General features: G+C 62.9%; 14 protein-coding genes. 11 read left to right on the top strand and 3 right to left on the bottom strand.

The annotated features are described in order from the left end of the window. The 5 genes from rnr (at nt 1) to rpmG (ending at nt 5,015) form a co-directional block, all read left to right on the top strand. Complete coding sequence (gene rnr, locus L981_RS08855) at nt 1-2,373, top strand: ribonuclease R (RefSeq protein WP_043614098.1); 2,373 nt, start codon at nt 1-3, stop codon at nt 2,371-2,373. A 26-nt stretch (nt 2,374-2,399) separates the two neighbouring features. Continuing rightward, on the top strand, nt 2,400-2,855 hold the full coding sequence (locus tag L981_RS08850; RefSeq protein WP_043614190.1) for a DUF983 domain-containing protein: 456 nt from the start codon (nt 2,400-2,402) through the stop codon (nt 2,853-2,855). After that, nucleotides 2,852-3,556, top strand: a complete 705-nt coding sequence (locus L981_RS08845; protein ID WP_043614095.1) for an NUDIX domain-containing protein — start codon at nt 2,852-2,854, stop codon at nt 3,554-3,556. Before L981_RS08850 ends, L981_RS08845 begins: the two co-directional genes overlap by 4 nt. A gap of 13 nt (nt 3,557-3,569) precedes the next feature. Then, a complete protein-coding gene (locus tag L981_RS08840; RefSeq protein WP_043614093.1) occupies nt 3,570-4,754 on the top strand; it encodes an MFS transporter in 1,185 nt (394 codons plus the stop codon). A gap of 93 nt (nt 4,755-4,847) precedes the next feature. Continuing rightward, on the top strand, nt 4,848-5,015 hold the full coding sequence (gene rpmG / locus L981_RS08835) for a 50S ribosomal protein L33 (protein ID WP_034795357.1): 168 nt from the start codon (nt 4,848-4,850) through the stop codon (nt 5,013-5,015). Between the two features lie 577 nt (nt 5,016-5,592). Here the strand turns inward: rpmG and L981_RS08830 are convergent. Together L981_RS08830 and L981_RS08825 are read right to left on the bottom strand one after the other, a co-directional pair. Then, nucleotides 5,593-6,960, bottom strand: coding sequence for a PleD family two-component system response regulator (locus tag L981_RS08830; RefSeq protein ID WP_043614090.1), 1,368 nt, complete (start codon nt 6,958-6,960; stop codon nt 5,593-5,595). A 17-nt stretch (nt 6,961-6,977) separates the two neighbouring features. Next, nucleotides 6,978-7,349: a response regulator gene (locus L981_RS08825; RefSeq protein ID WP_003537642.1), complete on the bottom strand. Its 372-nt coding sequence runs from the start codon at nt 7,347-7,349 to the stop codon at nt 6,978-6,980. A 156-nt stretch (nt 7,350-7,505) separates the two neighbouring features. Between L981_RS08825 and L981_RS08820 the strand changes: the two genes are divergently transcribed. The 4 genes from L981_RS08820 to L981_RS08805 all read left to right on the top strand — a co-directional run bounded on the left by L981_RS08820 (nt 7,506) and on the right by L981_RS08805 (nt 11,248). After that, complete coding sequence (locus L981_RS08820) at nt 7,506-7,775, top strand: DUF3572 domain-containing protein (protein WP_043614086.1); 270 nt, start codon at nt 7,506-7,508, stop codon at nt 7,773-7,775. A gap of 2 nt (nt 7,776-7,777) precedes the next feature. Beyond that, nucleotides 7,778-8,419 (top strand): hypothetical protein, encoded by a 642-nt coding sequence (locus L981_RS08815; protein ID WP_043614084.1) that lies wholly within the window; start codon nt 7,778-7,780, stop codon nt 8,417-8,419. Between the two features lie 167 nt (nt 8,420-8,586). After that, on the top strand, nt 8,587-9,879 hold the full coding sequence (locus tag L981_RS08810; RefSeq protein ID WP_043614077.1) for a DNA polymerase IV: 1,293 nt from the start codon (nt 8,587-8,589) through the stop codon (nt 9,877-9,879). Nucleotides 9,880-10,018: 139 nt separating this feature from the next. Next, nucleotides 10,019-11,248 (top strand): L,D-transpeptidase family protein, encoded by a 1,230-nt coding sequence (locus L981_RS08805; RefSeq protein ID WP_043614074.1) that lies wholly within the window; start codon nt 10,019-10,021, stop codon nt 11,246-11,248. Between the two features lie 108 nt (nt 11,249-11,356). On the opposite strand, the gene dnaE is transcribed toward L981_RS08805, so the two are convergent. Continuing rightward, complete coding sequence (gene dnaE, locus L981_RS08800; RefSeq protein WP_043614072.1) at nt 11,357-14,854, bottom strand: DNA polymerase III subunit alpha; 3,498 nt, start codon at nt 14,852-14,854, stop codon at nt 11,357-11,359. A 418-nt stretch (nt 14,855-15,272) separates the two neighbouring features. Between dnaE and L981_RS08795 the strand changes: the two genes are divergently transcribed. Continuing rightward, nucleotides 15,273-15,845, top strand: a complete 573-nt coding sequence (locus L981_RS08795; protein WP_043614184.1) for a hypothetical protein — start codon at nt 15,273-15,275, stop codon at nt 15,843-15,845. Between the two features lie 80 nt (nt 15,846-15,925). Next, nucleotides 15,926-16,393, top strand: a complete 468-nt coding sequence (locus L981_RS08790; RefSeq protein ID WP_043614070.1) for a DUF5680 domain-containing protein — start codon at nt 15,926-15,928, stop codon at nt 16,391-16,393. Nucleotides 16,394-16,623: the final 230 nt, after the last annotated feature.

The following is a 16,623-nucleotide window of genomic DNA, read 5'->3' as shown; positions in this document are numbered from 1 at the left end:
TTGACCAGAATACCGCGCGACCCGACCGAACAGTCCGGCAAGAGAAGCCAGGGCAAGAAGCCAGCTCGCGCGGCAAAGGGCGGATCGGCCCAGCCAAGCGAACCGATTATCCACGGCGCGGTCCCGCCGCGTGACGTGCTGATGCGCTTCATCGCCGAAAACCCGGACCGCGCCTCCAAGCGCGAGATTGCCAAGGCCTTCGGACTGAAGGGCGAGACCCGCGTCGAACTGAAAGCCCTGCTGAAGTCGCTGGAAGTCGACGGTCTGGTCGAAAAGAAGCGCAAGTCGCTGGTGCGTCCGGGCGCCCTGCCCCCGGTGACCGTGCTCGACATCACCATCCGCGATGTCGACGGCGAGCTGATCGGCCGCCCGGCCGAATGGCTCGACGACGACGGTGTCGCGCCGGCGGTGCTGATCAAGCAGTCGGCCGTCGCCAAGGGTAAGGGCAAGGCTCCGGTTGGCGGTCTCGGCGACCGGGTGCTCGCCAAGATCTTTCCGGCCAAGGAACGGGGCGGCCCTGCCTATACGGCGCGCATCATCAAGGTTCTGGACAAGCGCAAGGATGCCGTGCTCGGTGTCTTCCGCTCGACGCCCGGCGGCGGCGGACGGCTGATGCCGATCGAAAAGCGCGGCGAGGAAATCCTTGTTGATCCGGAGTTCACCGGCAATGCTCAGGACGGTGACCTGGTCGAGGTGCAGCTGTCGCGGCTCGGCCGCTACGGCCTGCCGCGCGCGCAGATACAGACCGTCATCGGTTCGGTCGCTTCGGAAAAGGCGATCTCGATGATCGCCATCCACGCCCATGGCATCCCCCACGTCTTCCCGGAGCGGGTGATCGAGGAGGCGAACGCCGCCGGTCCGGCCACCATGGCGCACCGCGAGGACTGGCGCTCGCTGCCGCTGATCACCATTGACCCGGCCGATGCCAAGGACCATGACGACGCGGTCTATGCGGAGCCGGATCCGTCCGAAGACAATCCCGGCGGCGTCATCGTCACCGTCGCGATCGCCGATGTCTCCTATTATGTCCGCCCGAAATCCGCTCTGGACCTCGAAGCGCTGAAGCGTGGCAACTCGGTCTATTTCCCGGATCGCGTCGTGCCCATGCTGCCGGAGCGCATCTCCAACGATCTCTGCTCGCTGAAGGAAGGCGTCGACCGCCCGGCGCTTGCCGTGCGCATGCGCTTCTCCAAGGAAGGCCGCAAGGCCGGCCATACCTTCCATCGCATCATGATGAAGAGTGCGGCAAAACTCTCCTACCAGCAGGCGCAGGCGGCGATCGACGGCAACCCTGACGACAAGACGGGACCGATCCTCGAGAGCATCCTGAAGCCTCTCTGGGAAGGCTATCGCATCCTCACGCGCGGGCGCGAACGGCGTCAGCCGCTTGAGCTCAACATGCCCGAGCGCAAGATCATCCTGAAGCCGGACGGCACGGTCGATCGTGTTCACGTTCCCGAACGCCTCGACGCGCACAAACTGATCGAGGAGATGATGATCCAGGCGAACGTCGCTGCCGCCGAGACGCTCGAGCAGAAGCGACAGGCGCTCATCTACCGCATCCACGATCAGCCATCGCTTGCCAAGCAGGAAAGCCTGCGCGAATTCCTCGCGACGCTCGACATCTCGCTCGTCAAGGGCGGCAACATGCGCTCGAACCACTTCAACGGCATTCTCGCCAAGGCCGAAGGCAAGCCCTTCGAGACCATGGTCAACGAGATGGTGCTGCGCTCGCAGAGCCAGGCGATCTACAGCCCGGAGAATATCGGGCACTTCGGCCTCAACCTTTTGAAGTACGCGCACTTCACCTCGCCGATCCGCCGTTATGCCGACCTCATCGTGCACCGGGCACTGGTTGCCTCGCTCGGTCTGGGCGAAGGCGGGCTGACGCCGCAGGAAGAGGCGGTGCTCGACGATATCGCCGCCGAGATCTCGACCTTCGAGCGCCGTGCCATGGCGGCCGAGCGCGACACGGTCGATCGGCTGATCGCACACCATCTCAACGGTCGCGTCGGCGAAGAATTCGATGGCCGCGTCTCCGGTGTCACCAAGGCGGGACTCTTTGTCACCCTGCCCGCCTATGGCGCCGACGGCTTCGTTCCGATATCAACACTCGGACGCGACTACTTCATCTATGATGAGGCACATCAGGCGCTTTCCGGCGAGAAGACCGGGCTCGGCTATCGCCTCGGCGATCCCGTACGCGTCAAGCTCGTCGAGGCCGTGCCGCTTGCCGGTGCGCTTCGCTTCGAGATGCAGAGCGAAGGACGCAAGATGCCGACGGCAACGCGCTCCTTCCACAAGTCCGGTCGCAGGGATCGCACCGGCGCCCGGAAGAAGCCGGGTACACGGCCGCCGCGCGGCCGGCGATAGGGTCCCGATAGGACAGAGGAATGCACATGAAAGCAGCATCAGGCGAAACACTTCATCTGGGCGGGTCCAAAAGCGACGAGCGCTCCGTTAGTCTTTCGATGAAGCGCGGCTTTCTTGGTCGCTGTCCGGCGTGTGGCAGTGGCAAGCTGTTTCGCAGCTACCTCAAGTCGGTTGAGACGTGCGCGGCCTGCGGCGAGCGCATGGACCACCACCGCGCCGACGACTTCCCGCCCTATATCGTCGTGACCATCGTCGGCCACCTCGTGCTTGCCGGCTACATGGCGACCGATCTTATCCTGCCGCTCAACAGCTGGCAGCATCTCGCCATCTGGGCGCCGATCACCGTCATCAGTTCGCTGGCGCTGCTGCAGCCTGTAAAGGGCGCCGTCATCGGCCTGCAATGGGCGCTGAAGATGCATGGCTTCGGCGGACACGAGGATGCCCCTGAGGACGTACTGCCGCCGAGGGACGAACGGGCATGACGCCGGCGCGGGAGACGGGCAGCGAGCCCAAGCCTCCGCGTCCCGCGACCCTGCGGCCCCGGGATGCCGCTTCGATCATGCTGCTCGATCGCGTTGGCGGCCGCGTGCACGTGCTGATGGGGCGGCGCCATAGTGCCCACGCCTTCATGCCGGATCTCTACGTGTTCCCCGGCGGACGTCGCGATACCGGCGATCACCGAATTGGCTTCGGTTCCGATCTCCATCCCTCCGTCCTGCGAACGCTGAAGGTTGCCGGCGCGCGCGGACTGTCGGATGCCCGGGCGCGCGCGCTCGCGCTTGCCGCCCTGCGTGAACTCTACGAGGAAGCCGGCATCGCCATAGGCGCGCCGCTTCCGTCCGCCGAAGCTCCCGTTCCCTTTCTTCCCGATCTTGCAAAGTTGCGCTATATGGCTCGGGCCATCACCCCTCCAGGCAACACGAGGCGGTTCGATACGCGCTTCTTCGCCGTGTTCGCCGACGAGGCCGAAATCGATCCCACGCGGTTCCTGGACAGTCGGGAGCTTCAGGATTTGCAGTGGATCGATGTGAACGCTACGCCGTCGCTACGGATACCTGACATCACCGCGGTCATCCTCGCGGACCTCAGGAACGGACTGGACGCCGATCCTTCGCTGCCCTGCGAACGACCGGTTCCGCTCTACACCTCGCGCCATGGGCGCTTCGTGCGCACGTTGCTCTAAGGATCCGCGTCAGATGTCACAGCCATCGCCCGGTACGGCTGCACCGGTTGAGGAAATTCACTGGCGGTCGCTGATCGCGGCCGTCGCCGCCATCAGCGCGGTCGGCATCGCCATCGGCCTCGGGCTGCCGCTGCTTTCCATCATCATGGAGAAGCGCGGGATTTCCTCGACCCTCATCGGCCTGAACTCCGCCATGGCGGGCCTGGCATCGATGGTGGCTGCCCCGTTCACGACGAAGTTCGCTCACCGACATGGCGTAGCGCCGACGATGCTCTGGGCCGTACTGATCGCGGCCACCAGCGCGCTCGGCTTTTATTACATCACCAATTTCTGGCTCTGGTTCCCGCTCCGGATCGTCTTCCACGGAGCGATCACCGTCCTCTTCATTCTCTCCGAATTCTGGATCAACGCGACGGCGCCGCCGCGCAAGCGCGGCTTCGTGCTCGGAATCTACGGCACATTCCTGTCGCTCGGGTTCCTGACCGGACCGCTTCTCTTCTCGATCCTCGGCAGCGAAGGCCTCCTGCCCTTCCTCGTCGGCGCCGGCGTCATCTTGCTGGCGTCCGTGCCGATCTTTCTTGCGCGCGACGAAAGCCCTGTCATCGACGAGAAGCCGGAGCGGCATTTCCTGCGCTATGTCTTCCTCGTGCCCACGGCAACGGCCGCCGTCTTCATCTTCGGCGCGGTCGAATCAGGTGGCCTTTCACTGTTCCTCATCTTTGGAACACGGTCCGGTTTCAGCGAATCGCAGGCGGCGCTGCTGCTGACCGTCATGGGCGTCGGCAACTTCATCTTCCAGATCCCGGTCGGCATGCTTTCCGACAGGGTCAAAGACCGCCGCACACTGCTCTCGGCGATGACGCTGATCGGCCTCATCGGCGCACTGTTCCTGCCGCTCTTGGTCGAGAGCTGGTTTCTGATGGCAATCGTGCTGTTGTTCTGGGGCGGCTGCGTCTCCGGCCTCTACACGGTCGGCCTTAGCCACCTGGGCTCACGGCTGCAGGGCGCGGATCTCGCGGCCGCCAACGCGGCCTTCGTGTTTTCCTATGCCGTCGGTACCGTCGCTGGGCCGCAGGCGATCGGCGCGGCGATGGACGCTACCGGCAACAACGGTTTTGCCTGGGCGATCGCCGGCTTTTTCGGTCTCTATGTCGCGCTTTCGGTGGTCAGGATCGTTTTGAAACCAAAACGGTCTTGACTTTTCGGCCGCGATTTGTAGTTTCGCGCCAACCTTGCCCGTGGCCCGCAACCGGTTGTCCACGGCTTTCATTGTTACAAAGGCAGGACGACCATGGCAAAAGCCACCACCATCAAGATCAAGCTGCTTTCGACAGCCGACACGGGTTTCTTCTACGTCACGACCAAGAACAGCCGTACGATGACGGAAAAGATGACGAAGACCAAGTACGACCCGGTCGTCAAGAAGCACGTCGAATTCAAGGAAACCAAGATCAAGTAAGATCGCCGGTTTTCGGGAATTGAAGGGCGCCGACCGCAAGGTCTGGCGCCTTTTCCTTTTTGGGCCAGCGCCTTGGGCATCTCAAAAATTTGCCGAGCGCAACGCGTTCACGCCGGCGCCAGCAAACGGCTCGCCCTCCCCGGCTCTTGCCCCAGAATCAAAACGCCGCCCCGAAGGCGGGACGGCGTGTCGGAAAGGGGGTCGGCTGGCCTCTGACTGCGGCACGAGGATTCCGCGGACGCCAAAAGCCAACCGACCGACCCCACGACCCAGGAGATGCGGCGGACCTGAGCATCATGGGGTAACGAATATCGCAGAAGGCCGATGCCCCCTCTTTCATGAGCATCACCTGAAAATAAAAAAAAATCAACGAATTCTTAATGCGCGGAGCGGTGCCGCTCGGCGCATGGTTAATTCTGTATCAGACCTGGACAGGCACACTGCATGATCCCTGCTGCTACCCAAACTCCCCGGTAGCAAGAGGTGACGCGAGAATACAACTTTGAATGCAGGCCGCAAGAGGCGGCCCAAGAAATTCCTTGAAGGGCGCCGGGGCCTGAGACGCGTCAGCCGCGGCTCAGGCGGCGGCTGCCACCACCCGGTTACGGCCTTCGTGCTTGGCCTGATAAAGCGCCGTATCGGCGCGCTTCAGCAGCGCTTCGGCCGTGTCGTTGCCGGGCCGGAGCGTCGCAATCCCCATGGATGCGGTGACCTTCAAGGGACCATCCGCCTGCGGGATCGCAAATGGCAGGCTTTCGATGATCGTGCGCAGACGCTCGGCGACACCGGCTGCCATTTCGGCGGAGGTGTCCGGCATCACCACGATGAACTCTTCGCCGCCGAACCGGCAGGCAAGATCGGCTCCCCGCACCGTCGTGCGGATGCGATTGGCGAATTCCCGCAGCACTTCGTCGCCGACATCATGACCATAGGTATCGTTGACCTGCTTGAAGCGGTCGATGTCGGTCATGCAGATGGACAGCGGCCGGCCGCGCGCGGCGGCTCGATCCATCAGCAACTTCAGGTGCGTGTCGAAATAGCGCCGGTTGTGCAGCCCGGTGAGGCCGTCGGTGACGGCAAGCTCGATCGTCTGCTGCACGCTCGACCGCAGCCTGTCGTTGCAGTGCTTGCGCCGGATCTGGGTCATCGAGCGGGCGATCAGTTCATTGGGGTCGACCGGCCGCATCAGGTAATCCGTCACGCCGAGATCGAGCGCGCGCACCACCAGTTCGTCGCTGCCCTGTTCGGCGATCAGCAGGATCGGGATGAAACGGGTGCGCTCCAGCGAGCGCAACTGCGAGCAGAGCCGCAGCGGATCGTAGTCGTCGAAATTCGCATTGACGATGACGAGGTCGAAATTGTTCTCCGCCGCCTCGAACAGTGCGGCCTGCGGATCGGAGATGACCGAGACCTCGGCGATCGGCTTCAGCGCACGCTGCAGCCGCTCCTGCGACGAGCCGCGGCCATCGACGAGCAGGACGTTGCCTGGCTCGTCTGGCCGGTCCACCCGGCCGATATCCTCAAGCCCGATCGTCTGCGCCGTCTGCGCCCGCAGGCGTAGCTCGTCGCTGACGTTCTTCAGCCGCACCAGGCTCTTCACCCGCGACATCAGTTGCAGATCGTTGACGGGCTTCGTCAGAAAATCATCGGCCCCGGCCTTCAGGCCACGCACGCGGTCGGAAGGCTGGTCGAGCGCGGTGACCATGACCACCGGGATATGCGCCGTCTTCGGGTTGGCCTTCAGCCGCTCGCAGACTTCGAAACCATCGAGGCCCGGCATCATGATATCGAGCAGCACCAGATCGATGGGCGTCTTTTCGCAGAGCGCCAAGGCGGCATAACCGTCACTGGCCGTCAGCACGTCGAAGTACTCGGCAACCAGCCGGGCCTCGAGCAGCTTCACATTGGCCGGAACATCATCGACAACAAGAATACGCGCAGTCATATCAATTTTCCCGCCGCTCAGGCATCGCCCAGGTAGGTTTTGATCGTCTCAATGAACTTCGGTACGGAGATCGGCTTGGAGACATAGGCCTCGCATCCGCCCTGGCGGATACGCTCCTCGTCCCCCTTCATTGCAAATGCGGTAACCGCGATGACCGGGATGACGTGCAGTTCGTCGTCTTCCTTCAACCACTTCGTCACTTCCAGGCCGGAAACCTCCGGCAGCTGAATGTCCATCAGGATAAGATCGGGCCGATGCTTGCGCGCAAGCTCGAGCGCTTCCATGCCGTTGCGAGTCTGGATCGTCGCATAGCCGGAGGCCTCGATCAGGTCGCGGAAGAGCTTCATGTTCAGCTCGTTGTCCTCAACAATCATCACCTGTTTGGGCATGTCGATCCCTTGCTGTCCATCGTCACCTTGCAAGTCTCCTCAGGACAATTAACGTGCGGAGCCGACGACTCGACCCATTTCCTCAACGTCAGAGATAGGCCTATTTGGTTGAAAAATAGGTAACTCCGCACGTAAAAACCATACGGGGACAAACCATTGAAGAGCGCCGACGAAATTGCAGTAGACATTCTCGCCTGGCTTGCCGGCGAGCCGGAACTCCTGTCCCGTTTCCTGGCGCTGACCGGCACAGACCCGACGGCGCTGCGCAACGCCATCGCCGAACCCGGCTTCATGGGCGGGCTCGTCGCCTTTCTGATGGACCATGAGCCGACCCTGATGGCATTCTGTACAGCGACCGGTACGGCGCCCGAAGACGTTGTGCGCGCCCATACGGTGCTTTCCGGCCACGCAGGCTTCGAGGATTGAGGGTGGCAAACGCGCCGACAGTTCACAGCATCACGCTTGGCAACCGCCCGCTGATCGTCAGTGACATCGACGATGTCGTGCTCGAATTCATCAATCCGTTCAAAGCGTTCCTCGGGAGCTGCGGCCATGTGCTGCTGCCCCGGTCGTTCCGCCTGACCGGCAACATCATTACGCATGCGGACGAGCAGCCAGTGGCTGAGCCGGAGGTCAAAATCCTGCTCGACGCCTTCTACGGCTCGCAAGATCGTTGGCAGACGCCCGCCGCCAGGGCCGTCGAGACGCTCGCCGCATTGTCGGAGGAAGCCGATATCGTCTTTCTGACCGCGATGCCGCCGCAGCACGCCACGGTCCGCCGCGCGCTTCTCGATCGGCTCGGCCTTCCCTATCCGCTGCTTGCGTCCGAAGAGCCCAAGGGCCCGATCGTCCAAAAACTTCACGGCGGCCGAACCGTTCCGCTGGTCTTCATCGACGACATGCTTCGCAATTTGCGATCGGTGAAGGATCACGCGCCGTCCTGCCTGCCGATCAACCTCATGGCCGACTCGGATTTCAAGGCGCTCGCGCCGAAGCTCGACGCAGACATTCGTGCTGTCGCCGATTGGCCGGAGGCAGCTGCCGCCATTCGCGCACATTTCCGCGGCTAGCCCGGACCGGCTGCCCGGCGGCGCAAATTCAGCTACGCCCGCGCTGCGCGAGACGCGCCCGGCGATCCTTTTCAACGGCGACAATTGCATTGTGATTTCCAATCGCGCCTCCTTGAGACTCGCTAGAGTAGAGCTTAAGGTCGCAATGTTCAATATTTGTTCCCGATATGCCCGACAGCGCTGCTCACTCTCCAGGCTTCTGCCGCGACTGCCTCAAGGAACAGGCGGCGTCGGTGCGGCGCTGCCTGGCCTGTGGCAGCCCGCGCATTCTGCGGCATGCGGAGCTCTATGACCTGACGCTGGCGCACATCGACTGTGACGCCTTCTATGCCTCGATCGAGAAGCGCGACAACCCGGAGCTCGCCGACAAGCCGGTGATCATCGGCGGTGGCAAGCGCGGCGTGGTCTCCACCGCCTGCTACGTCGCCCGCATTCACGGCGTGCGCTCGGCGATGCCGATGTTCAAGGCGCTGGAAGCCTGCCCGCAGGCCATCGTCATCAAGCCTAATATGGAGAAATACGCCCGTGTCGGCCGCGAGGTGCGCACGCTGATGCAGGAACTGACACCGCTGGTGCAGCCGCTGTCGATCGACGAGGCCTTCCTCGAACTCAGCGGCACGGAGCGGCTGCATCACGATCCGCCGGCGCGCACGCTTGCGCGTCTTGCCCGCCGGATCGAGCAGGAGATCGGCATCACCGTCTCGGTCGGCCTCTCCTATTGCAAGTTCCTCGCCAAGGTGGCGTCAGACCTGCAAAAGCCGCGCGGCTTTTCCGTCATCGGCCAGGCCGAGGCGCTGGACTTCCTGCGGGAAAAGCCGGTGACCCTGATCTGGGGCGTCGGCAAGGCCTTTGCCGCGACGCTGGAGCGTGACGGCGTGCGCACGATCGGGCAATTGCAGACCATGGAGGAAGGCGACCTCATGCGCCGCTACGGCACCATGGGGCAACGGCTCTTCCGCCTGTCGCGCGGGCTCGACGAAAGAGCGGTCGAAATCGATGGCGAAGCCAAGAGCGTATCCTCAGAGACGACGTTCAACGACGATATCGCGCGCTACGACGACCTTGTCACGCATCTGCGGCGCCTCAGCGAGCAGGTGGCCCACCGGCTGCGAAAGTCCGAACTCGCTGGCCAGACGGTCGTTCTTAAGCTCAAAACCGCCGACTTCAAGATCCGCACCCGCAACAGGCGCCTGGACAGCCCTACCCGCCTTGCCGACCGCATCTTTCGCATCGGCCTGCAGCTTCTGGAAAAAGAGGCGGACGGAACGAAGTATCGGCTGATCGGTATCGGAGTCAGCGATCTCTCCGCCCCGGATCTCGCCGATCCGCCGGATCTCGTTGATCCCGCGGCCACCAGACGCGCTGCGGCCGAGGACGCGATGAACAGGCTGCGCGACAAGTTCGGCAAGGCGAGCGTTGAAACCGGCTACACGTTCGGCACCAAAAAACGCGATCCGTAAAACCGCAGGCGCGCTTGCTCGAGCAGACACGCCTCGCAGAGCGATCACGCAACCTTGATCGACCCCACACACATCAGGATGAATTCCTTAAAGATTGGCGACTAGGCTTGTTCGCCAAGTCACGTGTTGGGTTGAGTGTATGGTATCGCGTTTCGCTCTCACCGCCAGCGTCGTCGCACTGCTCTTGTCGCCGGCCACCGGTTTTGCAGGCAGTCGCGGGCCGCTGCAGATCATCGTCTCGAAGGACCAGCAATCGCTCGTCGTCTATGACGGCGACGCTGTCATTGCGACGTCGCCGGTCTCGACCGGCAAGGCGGGTCACACCACGCCATCGGGCATCTTTTCGATCCTCGAAAAGCGGCGCCATCACAAGTCGAACATCTATTCGAACGCGCCGATGCCGTTCATGCAGCGGCTTACCTGGTCGGGCATTGCGCTGCACGGCTCCAACCATGTGCCGGACTATCCGGCCTCCCATGGCTGCGTGCGGTTGCCGAGCCAATTTGCCGCCTCGCTCTACAAGATGACCGAGCGCGGCGTGCACGTGCTGATCTCCGACCGGCAGATAACACCCCTGGAGGTGAAGAGCGCCCTGCTCTTCCGCCCGGCTCCGATCGACCTCCAGCCACCGCTTTCCGACGTGCCACTGAGACCCGCGATCAGCCAGGCCGGCGACACGCCGGTGGAAGTGGCAATGCGGGAGCCGCCCGGCGGCGCCAATTCGGCGCGCTCCACCGAGGAGCCGATCCGGATCCTGATCACCCGCAGCGACGCACGCGACACCATGCGCGAGGTTCAGTCGTCCCTCGATTTCCTCGGCTACGCACCCGGTGCGATCGACGGCCATGCCGGGCCAGCGACGATTGCGGCCCTGCGCGCCTTCCAGGCGAGCGAGGGCCTCGACGGCGACGGCAAGCTGACGCCGGAACTGACCGACAGGCTTCTGCGCAAGGCCGGCCGTACGCCGCCGCAGAACGGCAAGATCCTCGTGCGGCAAGGCTTCAAGCCGCTCTTTGAGGCAGGGCTTACGATCGACAAGCCGGAAGAGGCACTCGGAACCCATTTCCTCCAGTTCCGCCACAATGAAGAGCAAGGTGCCGAAGGCAAATGGTTCGGCGTCTCGCTTGAGAACCACCTGCCCGCCTCGACGAAGAAGCGCCTCGGAATCTCCATGGAGGCCGATCCCTTCGCCTATAATGGTATCCAGCGCACGCTCGCGCGCATGACGATCTCCGACGATGTGCGCAAGCGCGTGGAAGCGTTGCTCGCCGAAGGCTCGTCGCTCTCGATCGCCGATATGGAAAGCGGACTGGAGACCGGTCAGGGCACCGATTTCATCACCATCACCCGGACACGTCCCGGCAACTGATCCGTCCCAGACCGGCAGACGACACCCGACCAACGTCCGGCCGCCTATCGCTAGGTTCCAAACCTGGTCAGACGCCGCTCCGCTGCAATCGAGCGGACCCCTCTCGGATTACACCAGTTCGACGTCGATGACGCCCGGCGCCGAGCGCAGTGCTGCAGCGATCTCCGGTGAAATCCGGAACTTCTCGCTCAGCTCCACCTCGATCTCGCGCTGGCCATTGTCCTTGATGACGACGAAGGAGACGAGACCATCGCCCCTGGTGTTGAGGTGCGAAGCGATCGATTTCAACGGGCCGGAATCACGCACATAGACACGCAGCGCCTTCTGCAGTTGCAGCGATTCTTCTTCGAGCGAGCGTAGCGTCTGGATGCGCAGGCCGATGCCTTCCGGCCGCTCTTCGGCAGCCACCGTCATGACCAGCGATTTGCCGGGCTCGAGCAGGTCTCGATACTGGTGCAGCATCTCGGAGAACAGAACCGCTTCGAACTGGCCGGAGGAATCCGAGAAGGCAATGATGCCCATCTTGTTGCCGGTTCGCGTCTTGCGCTCCTGCTTCGAGGTCACGGTTCCGGCGAGCCTTCCGGCCGTTGCCCCCTTTTTCACCGAGCCTGCGAAATCGCCGAAGGTTTGTACGCGCATCTTGGCGAGCAGCGCATTGTAGGTGTCGAGCGGATGGGCTGAGAGATAGAAGCCAAGCACCTGGAACTCGCGGTGCAGCTTTTCCGAGGCGAGCCACGGCGTGTAGGTCGGAAGCGCAATGCGTTCCGGCCCGGTGGCAGCACCTGCGCCGAACATGTCGCTCTGCCCGCTCGTCTTGTTTTCCTGGGCACGCTGGGCAAATCCGAGAATGCGATCGAGCCCGCCGACCAGCTCCGCCCGGTCGTAGCCAAAGCAATCGAAGGCGCCGGCGGCAATCAGGCTTTCAAAGACGCGTCGGTTGAGAAGCTTGGGGTCGATCCGCAGGCAGAAGTCTTCGAGGCTTGCAAAGGTCTTGTCGCCGCGAACCTCGACGATGTGCTCGACGGCCGATTCGCCGACGCCCTTGATCGCTGCAAGCGAGTAGTAGATGCGGCTCTCGCCCGTCTGGAAATGCCGGAACGAGGTCTGCACCGACGGGGCGATCACCTCGATGCCCAGGCGCTTGGCATCCTGGCGGAAGTCGTTGACCTTTTCGGTGTTGGACATGTCGAGCGTCATCGACGCCGCCAGGAACTCGACCGGATAGTGCGCCTTCATGTAGGCGGTCTGATAGGACACGATCGCGTAGGCTGCCGCGTGCGACTTGTTGAAGCCGTAGTTGGCGAACTTTGCGAGCAGGTCGAAAATGAGGTCGGCCTGCGGCTTCGACACCTCATTCTTGACGGCGCCGTCGACGAAACGGGCGCGCTGCTTGTCCATCTCCTCCTTGATCTTCTTACCCATGGCGCGGCGCAGAAGGTCGGCCTCTCCGAGCGAGTAGCCAGAGAGCACCTGGGCGATCTGCATCACCTGCTCCTGGTATACGATAACGCCCTGGGTTTCCTTGAGCAGGTGGTCGATCTTCGGGTGGATCGACTCGACCTCCTCCTCGCCATGCTTGCGGGCGTTATAGACCGGGATGTTCTCCATCGGGCCCGGGCGATAGAGCGCCACGAGCGCAATGATGTCTTCGATACAGTCGGGCCGCATGCCGATCAGCGCCTTGCGCATGCCGGCACTTTCCACCTGGAACACGCCGACCGTTTCGCCGCGCGACAGCATCTCGTAGGTTTTCGGATCGTCGAGCGGGATGCTCGCCAGATCGACCTCGATGCCGCGCTGCTTCACGAAATCGACGGCGACCTTCAGGACGGTCAGCGTCTTCAGGCCGAGGAAGTCGAACTTGACGAGACCGGCCTGCTCCACCCACTTCATGTTGAACTGGGTGACCGGCATGTCGGAACGCGGATCGCGATACATCGGCACCAGCTGCGACAGCGGCCGGTCGCCGATCACGATGCCGGCGGCGTGGGTCGAGGCGTGGCGGTAGAGGCCCTCGATTTTCTGGGCGATATCGAGCAGGCGGGCGACCACCGGCTCCTTCTCGGCCTCTTCCTGCAGGCGCGGCTCTTCCTCGATCGCCTTGGAAAGCGGCGTCGGGTTGGCCGGGTTGTTGGGCACCAGCTTGCAGATCTTGTCGACCTGACCATAGGGCATTTCCAGCACGCGGCCGACGTCGCGCAAGGCGGCGCGCGCCTGCAGCGAACCGAAGGTGATGATCTGCGCCACCTGCTCGCGGCCGTACTTGCGCTGCACGTAGCGGATCACCTCTTCGCGCCGGTCTTGGCAGAAGTCGATGTCGAAGTCGGGCATCGAGACGCGCTCGGGATTGAGGAAGCGTTCGAACAGCAGCGAGAAGCGCATCGGATCGACGTCGGTGATCGTCAGCGCATAGGCGACGAGCGAGCCGGCACCCGAACCACGACCCGGCCCGACGGGGATGTCGTGCTGCTTGGCCCATTTGATGAAGTCGGCAACGATCAGGAAGTAACCGGGAAACTTCATGCGCTCGATGACGCTGAGTTCGAAGGCCAGGCGCTCGCGGTATTCCTCTTCGGTGTAGCCGGGCGCCATGCCGAGCCTCGCGAGACGATCTTCAAGACCCTCCTCCGCCTGGCGACGCAGTTCGTCCGACTCGGCGCGCTCAGCCTCCTCCGGATCCGCCGTCGCGCCGGTAAAGCGCGGCAGGATCGGCCCACGGGTCTTCAGCATGAAGGAGCAGCGCCGGGCGATCTCGAGCGTGTTTTCCAGCGCCTCGGGCAGATCGGCAAACAGCGCCGCCATTTCCTTGCGGCTCTTGAGATAATGGTCCGGCGTCAATCGGAAGCGGCTGTCGTCCGAAACCATGGCATTGTGCGCGACCGCCATCAGGGCGTCATGCGCCTCGTAGTCGGAGGGCGACGGGAAGAAGGCTTCGTTGGTGGCGACAAGCGGAATGTCGAACTTGTAGGCAAGCTCGATCATCCGGCTTTCGTGCCGCCGGTCGTAGCCACCATGCCGCTGCAGCTCGATATAGAGCCGATCGCCGAAGAGATCATGCAGGGCTTCGAGGCGCGCTTCGGCGAGCGCCGTCGAGCTTGTCTTCATGGCGACATCCACCGGACCGCCGGATGCGCCGGTCAGCGCAATCAGCCCCTCGGTGCCGCACTCGGCAAGCCAGGAGCGGGTGATGCGCGTCGCCTGGCTGCCCTCGCCGCTGAGATAGGCGCGGCTGACGAGATCGACGAGGCGCGTATAGCCGTCATCGGTCGCCGCGATCAGCACGATCGACGGCAGCTTGGCAAGCTGGTGCCCATGGCCGCGTCGATCCCCCTCGGTCTCGTCTTCCATGTCGATCGACAGCTGGCAGCCGGTGATCGGCTGCAGCCCGTCACCGGCTGCCTTCTGCGAGAATTCCAGCGCTGCGAAAAGATTGTTGGTGTCGGCGATCCCGATCGCCGGCTGGTTATCGGCGACCGCCTTGCCGATGACCTTCTTCAGCGGCAGGGCGCCTTCGAGCAAGGAGAAGGCAGAGTGGACGCGCAGATGCACGAATTGCGGATCCGTGCCGAGCGCCTCACTCGATGCTGCCTTGCTGTCGTCTGCCATTGTCGCACCCTGATTCCTGTCCACTCGGAAGGATATCCCGTTTATCACCCGCCATGTCCAGATTCCCCTGGCATATCGTCCCCCTTATTCAACGGGGATGAGGCGCTTTGCGGAGGTGCTTGAGAGAAAATATCGACGCCCGCCTTCAGAGGCCGAGCGCGATGAAAGAGATGCTTGCGATGAACAGGCTCATCGACGCGAAGGCGGCGAGGTCACGAACAAAATCAGTCATAACATGGCTCCTTTTCCGTTATGTTTTTATTTTGTTCCATTTTTGTTCACGCGTCAAGCAATGCACAGGCGTTCTGTTCACGATGGTTAATACGGCGCGTGAATGCGGGTTAACCGGCGGGCAAGCCGCTTGAGGAAAGTGCCGCGCCCGCATATCAAAAGGAACAACCACGCGGAGCGCTCCGACATGCTTGCACGCCTGATTCTCCCCTCTCTGCTACTGCTTCCTGCCGTTGCTTCGGCGGCCGACGCAATCGACCCCGCCCGTATCGTCTCTGCGGCGACCGGCGACTGGGACAAGGACGGTTCTTCCGATCTCGCGCTGATCGTGCGACCGGCCGAAGGCAGCGACGACGACAACGGCGTCGTTCTCTACCTCACCGGCGACAACGGCGCGCTGGCATTGAGATCGGCCATTCCGAACAAGGTCTGGGGTCAGTTCGAACTCGTCGGCCAAGCGCCCTCGATCGAAGCGCTGCCGAGCGGCTCGCTGCTCATCACCAGTCACAACGATGCCATCGGGCGTGACCGCTGGGAACAGAAGCTGACGGTCGCCTATCGCAACTTCGACTTCGTCGTGGCGGGCTACACCTACTCGTCCTACGATACGCTCGATCCCGACAACACCGCGCAATGCGACCTCAATGTGCTGACTGGCAAGGGCAAATCCAACGACAAGCCAGTCGAAGCCAAAGGCGAGCTCATCCTCCTCAAGGACTGGACCGACGATCGCGGGCAGAAGGCTTGCGGCCTGCAATAATTGGGTGAATGTTCCCTATTTGTTCTTTACAACCTCGACGGACCGCTGCATCCTTTTGTTCGAACGTATGAGGAACAATCATGGCCGCGCTCGAACCACTCAAAGAATTCATCGTCGAAGCGAAATCAAACACCTATGTCGGCGGCGGCGGGCGGCGCTCGTCGTCACGCCCGGGTTCCCACGATATCGGCTATGAACGGGATCGCTGGCGCTACGTCGACAGCTATTTCGGCGGGACCGATTTCGCAGGCCAGGAGACCGTTTGGCAGGATGATCAGCCGCAGTGGGCGATGAACTACTTCGGCCGGATCATCCGTCCTGACCTCATCAACGGCGAAAAGGCAGGCGTCGTCATCAAGGCGGCACTTCAGGCGATGTACCGCGACAAGCGGCATTTCCTCGGCGGCACGGAGTTCCGGCACGCCCATGGCTACTATATCGACAACAGCCGCGGCGACATCGCTCATTTTTCCGGGCACGAGGTCATCTTCGTCGATGGCGAGGAAGCCTATGAGCTCGACTATCGCGGCGGCCTGATCAGGCCATAGGGCAAGACGCTGCGGCCTGTGGCGCAGGAGCGAGCAGCGGTCTGCGACGCGGAAAGATCGCGGCGAACTTTCGGCGCCCTGTGCGGTGGAATCGCTTGTGACGGTGGCGGTCGCTCGTCGCAAGCGCGCATTCATTCAAGAGATGCCGTTGTCGGTCGTGGGGTCGGGTCAGTCGTAACGCAAAGCCTGCACCGGATCGAGGCGCGAGGCGCGCCAGGCCGGAAAGATCG

This window comes from Ensifer sp. ZNC0028 (genome assembly GCF_000799055.1).
In the GTDB taxonomy this organism is placed as follows: Bacteria; Pseudomonadota; Alphaproteobacteria; order Rhizobiales; family Rhizobiaceae; genus Ensifer.
This window is presented reverse-complemented; position numbering and strand designations above follow the sequence as displayed.

Bases quoted from the DNA above. Each gene is read 5' to 3' on its own strand.
- L981_RS08795 (WP_043614184.1), top strand. From the start codon at position 15,273: ATGCTTGCACGCCTGATTCTCCCCTCTCTGCTACTGCTTCCTGCCGTT.
- L981_RS08830 (WP_043614090.1), bottom strand. From the start codon at position 6,960: ATGACTGCGCGTATTCTTGTTGTCGATGATGTTCCGGCCAATGTGAAG.
- L981_RS08805 (WP_043614074.1), top strand. From the start codon at position 10,019: ATGGTATCGCGTTTCGCTCTCACCGCCAGCGTCGTCGCACTGCTCTTG.
- L981_RS08850 (WP_043614190.1), top strand. From the start codon at position 2,400: ATGAAAGCAGCATCAGGCGAAACACTTCATCTGGGCGGGTCCAAAAGC.
- L981_RS08840 (WP_043614093.1), top strand. From the start codon at position 3,570: ATGTCACAGCCATCGCCCGGTACGGCTGCACCGGTTGAGGAAATTCAC.
- L981_RS08845 (WP_043614095.1), top strand. From the start codon at position 2,852: ATGACGCCGGCGCGGGAGACGGGCAGCGAGCCCAAGCCTCCGCGTCCC.
- rpmG (WP_034795357.1), top strand. From the start codon at position 4,848: ATGGCAAAAGCCACCACCATCAAGATCAAGCTGCTTTCGACAGCCGAC.
- dnaE (WP_043614072.1), bottom strand. From the start codon at position 14,854: ATGGCAGACGACAGCAAGGCAGCATCGAGTGAGGCGCTCGGCACGGAT.
- L981_RS08825 (WP_003537642.1), bottom strand. From the start codon at position 7,349: ATGCCCAAACAGGTGATGATTGTTGAGGACAACGAGCTGAACATGAAG.
- L981_RS08810 (WP_043614077.1), top strand. From the start codon at position 8,587: ATGCCCGACAGCGCTGCTCACTCTCCAGGCTTCTGCCGCGACTGCCTC.
- L981_RS08790 (WP_043614070.1), top strand. From the start codon at position 15,926: ATGGCCGCGCTCGAACCACTCAAAGAATTCATCGTCGAAGCGAAATCA.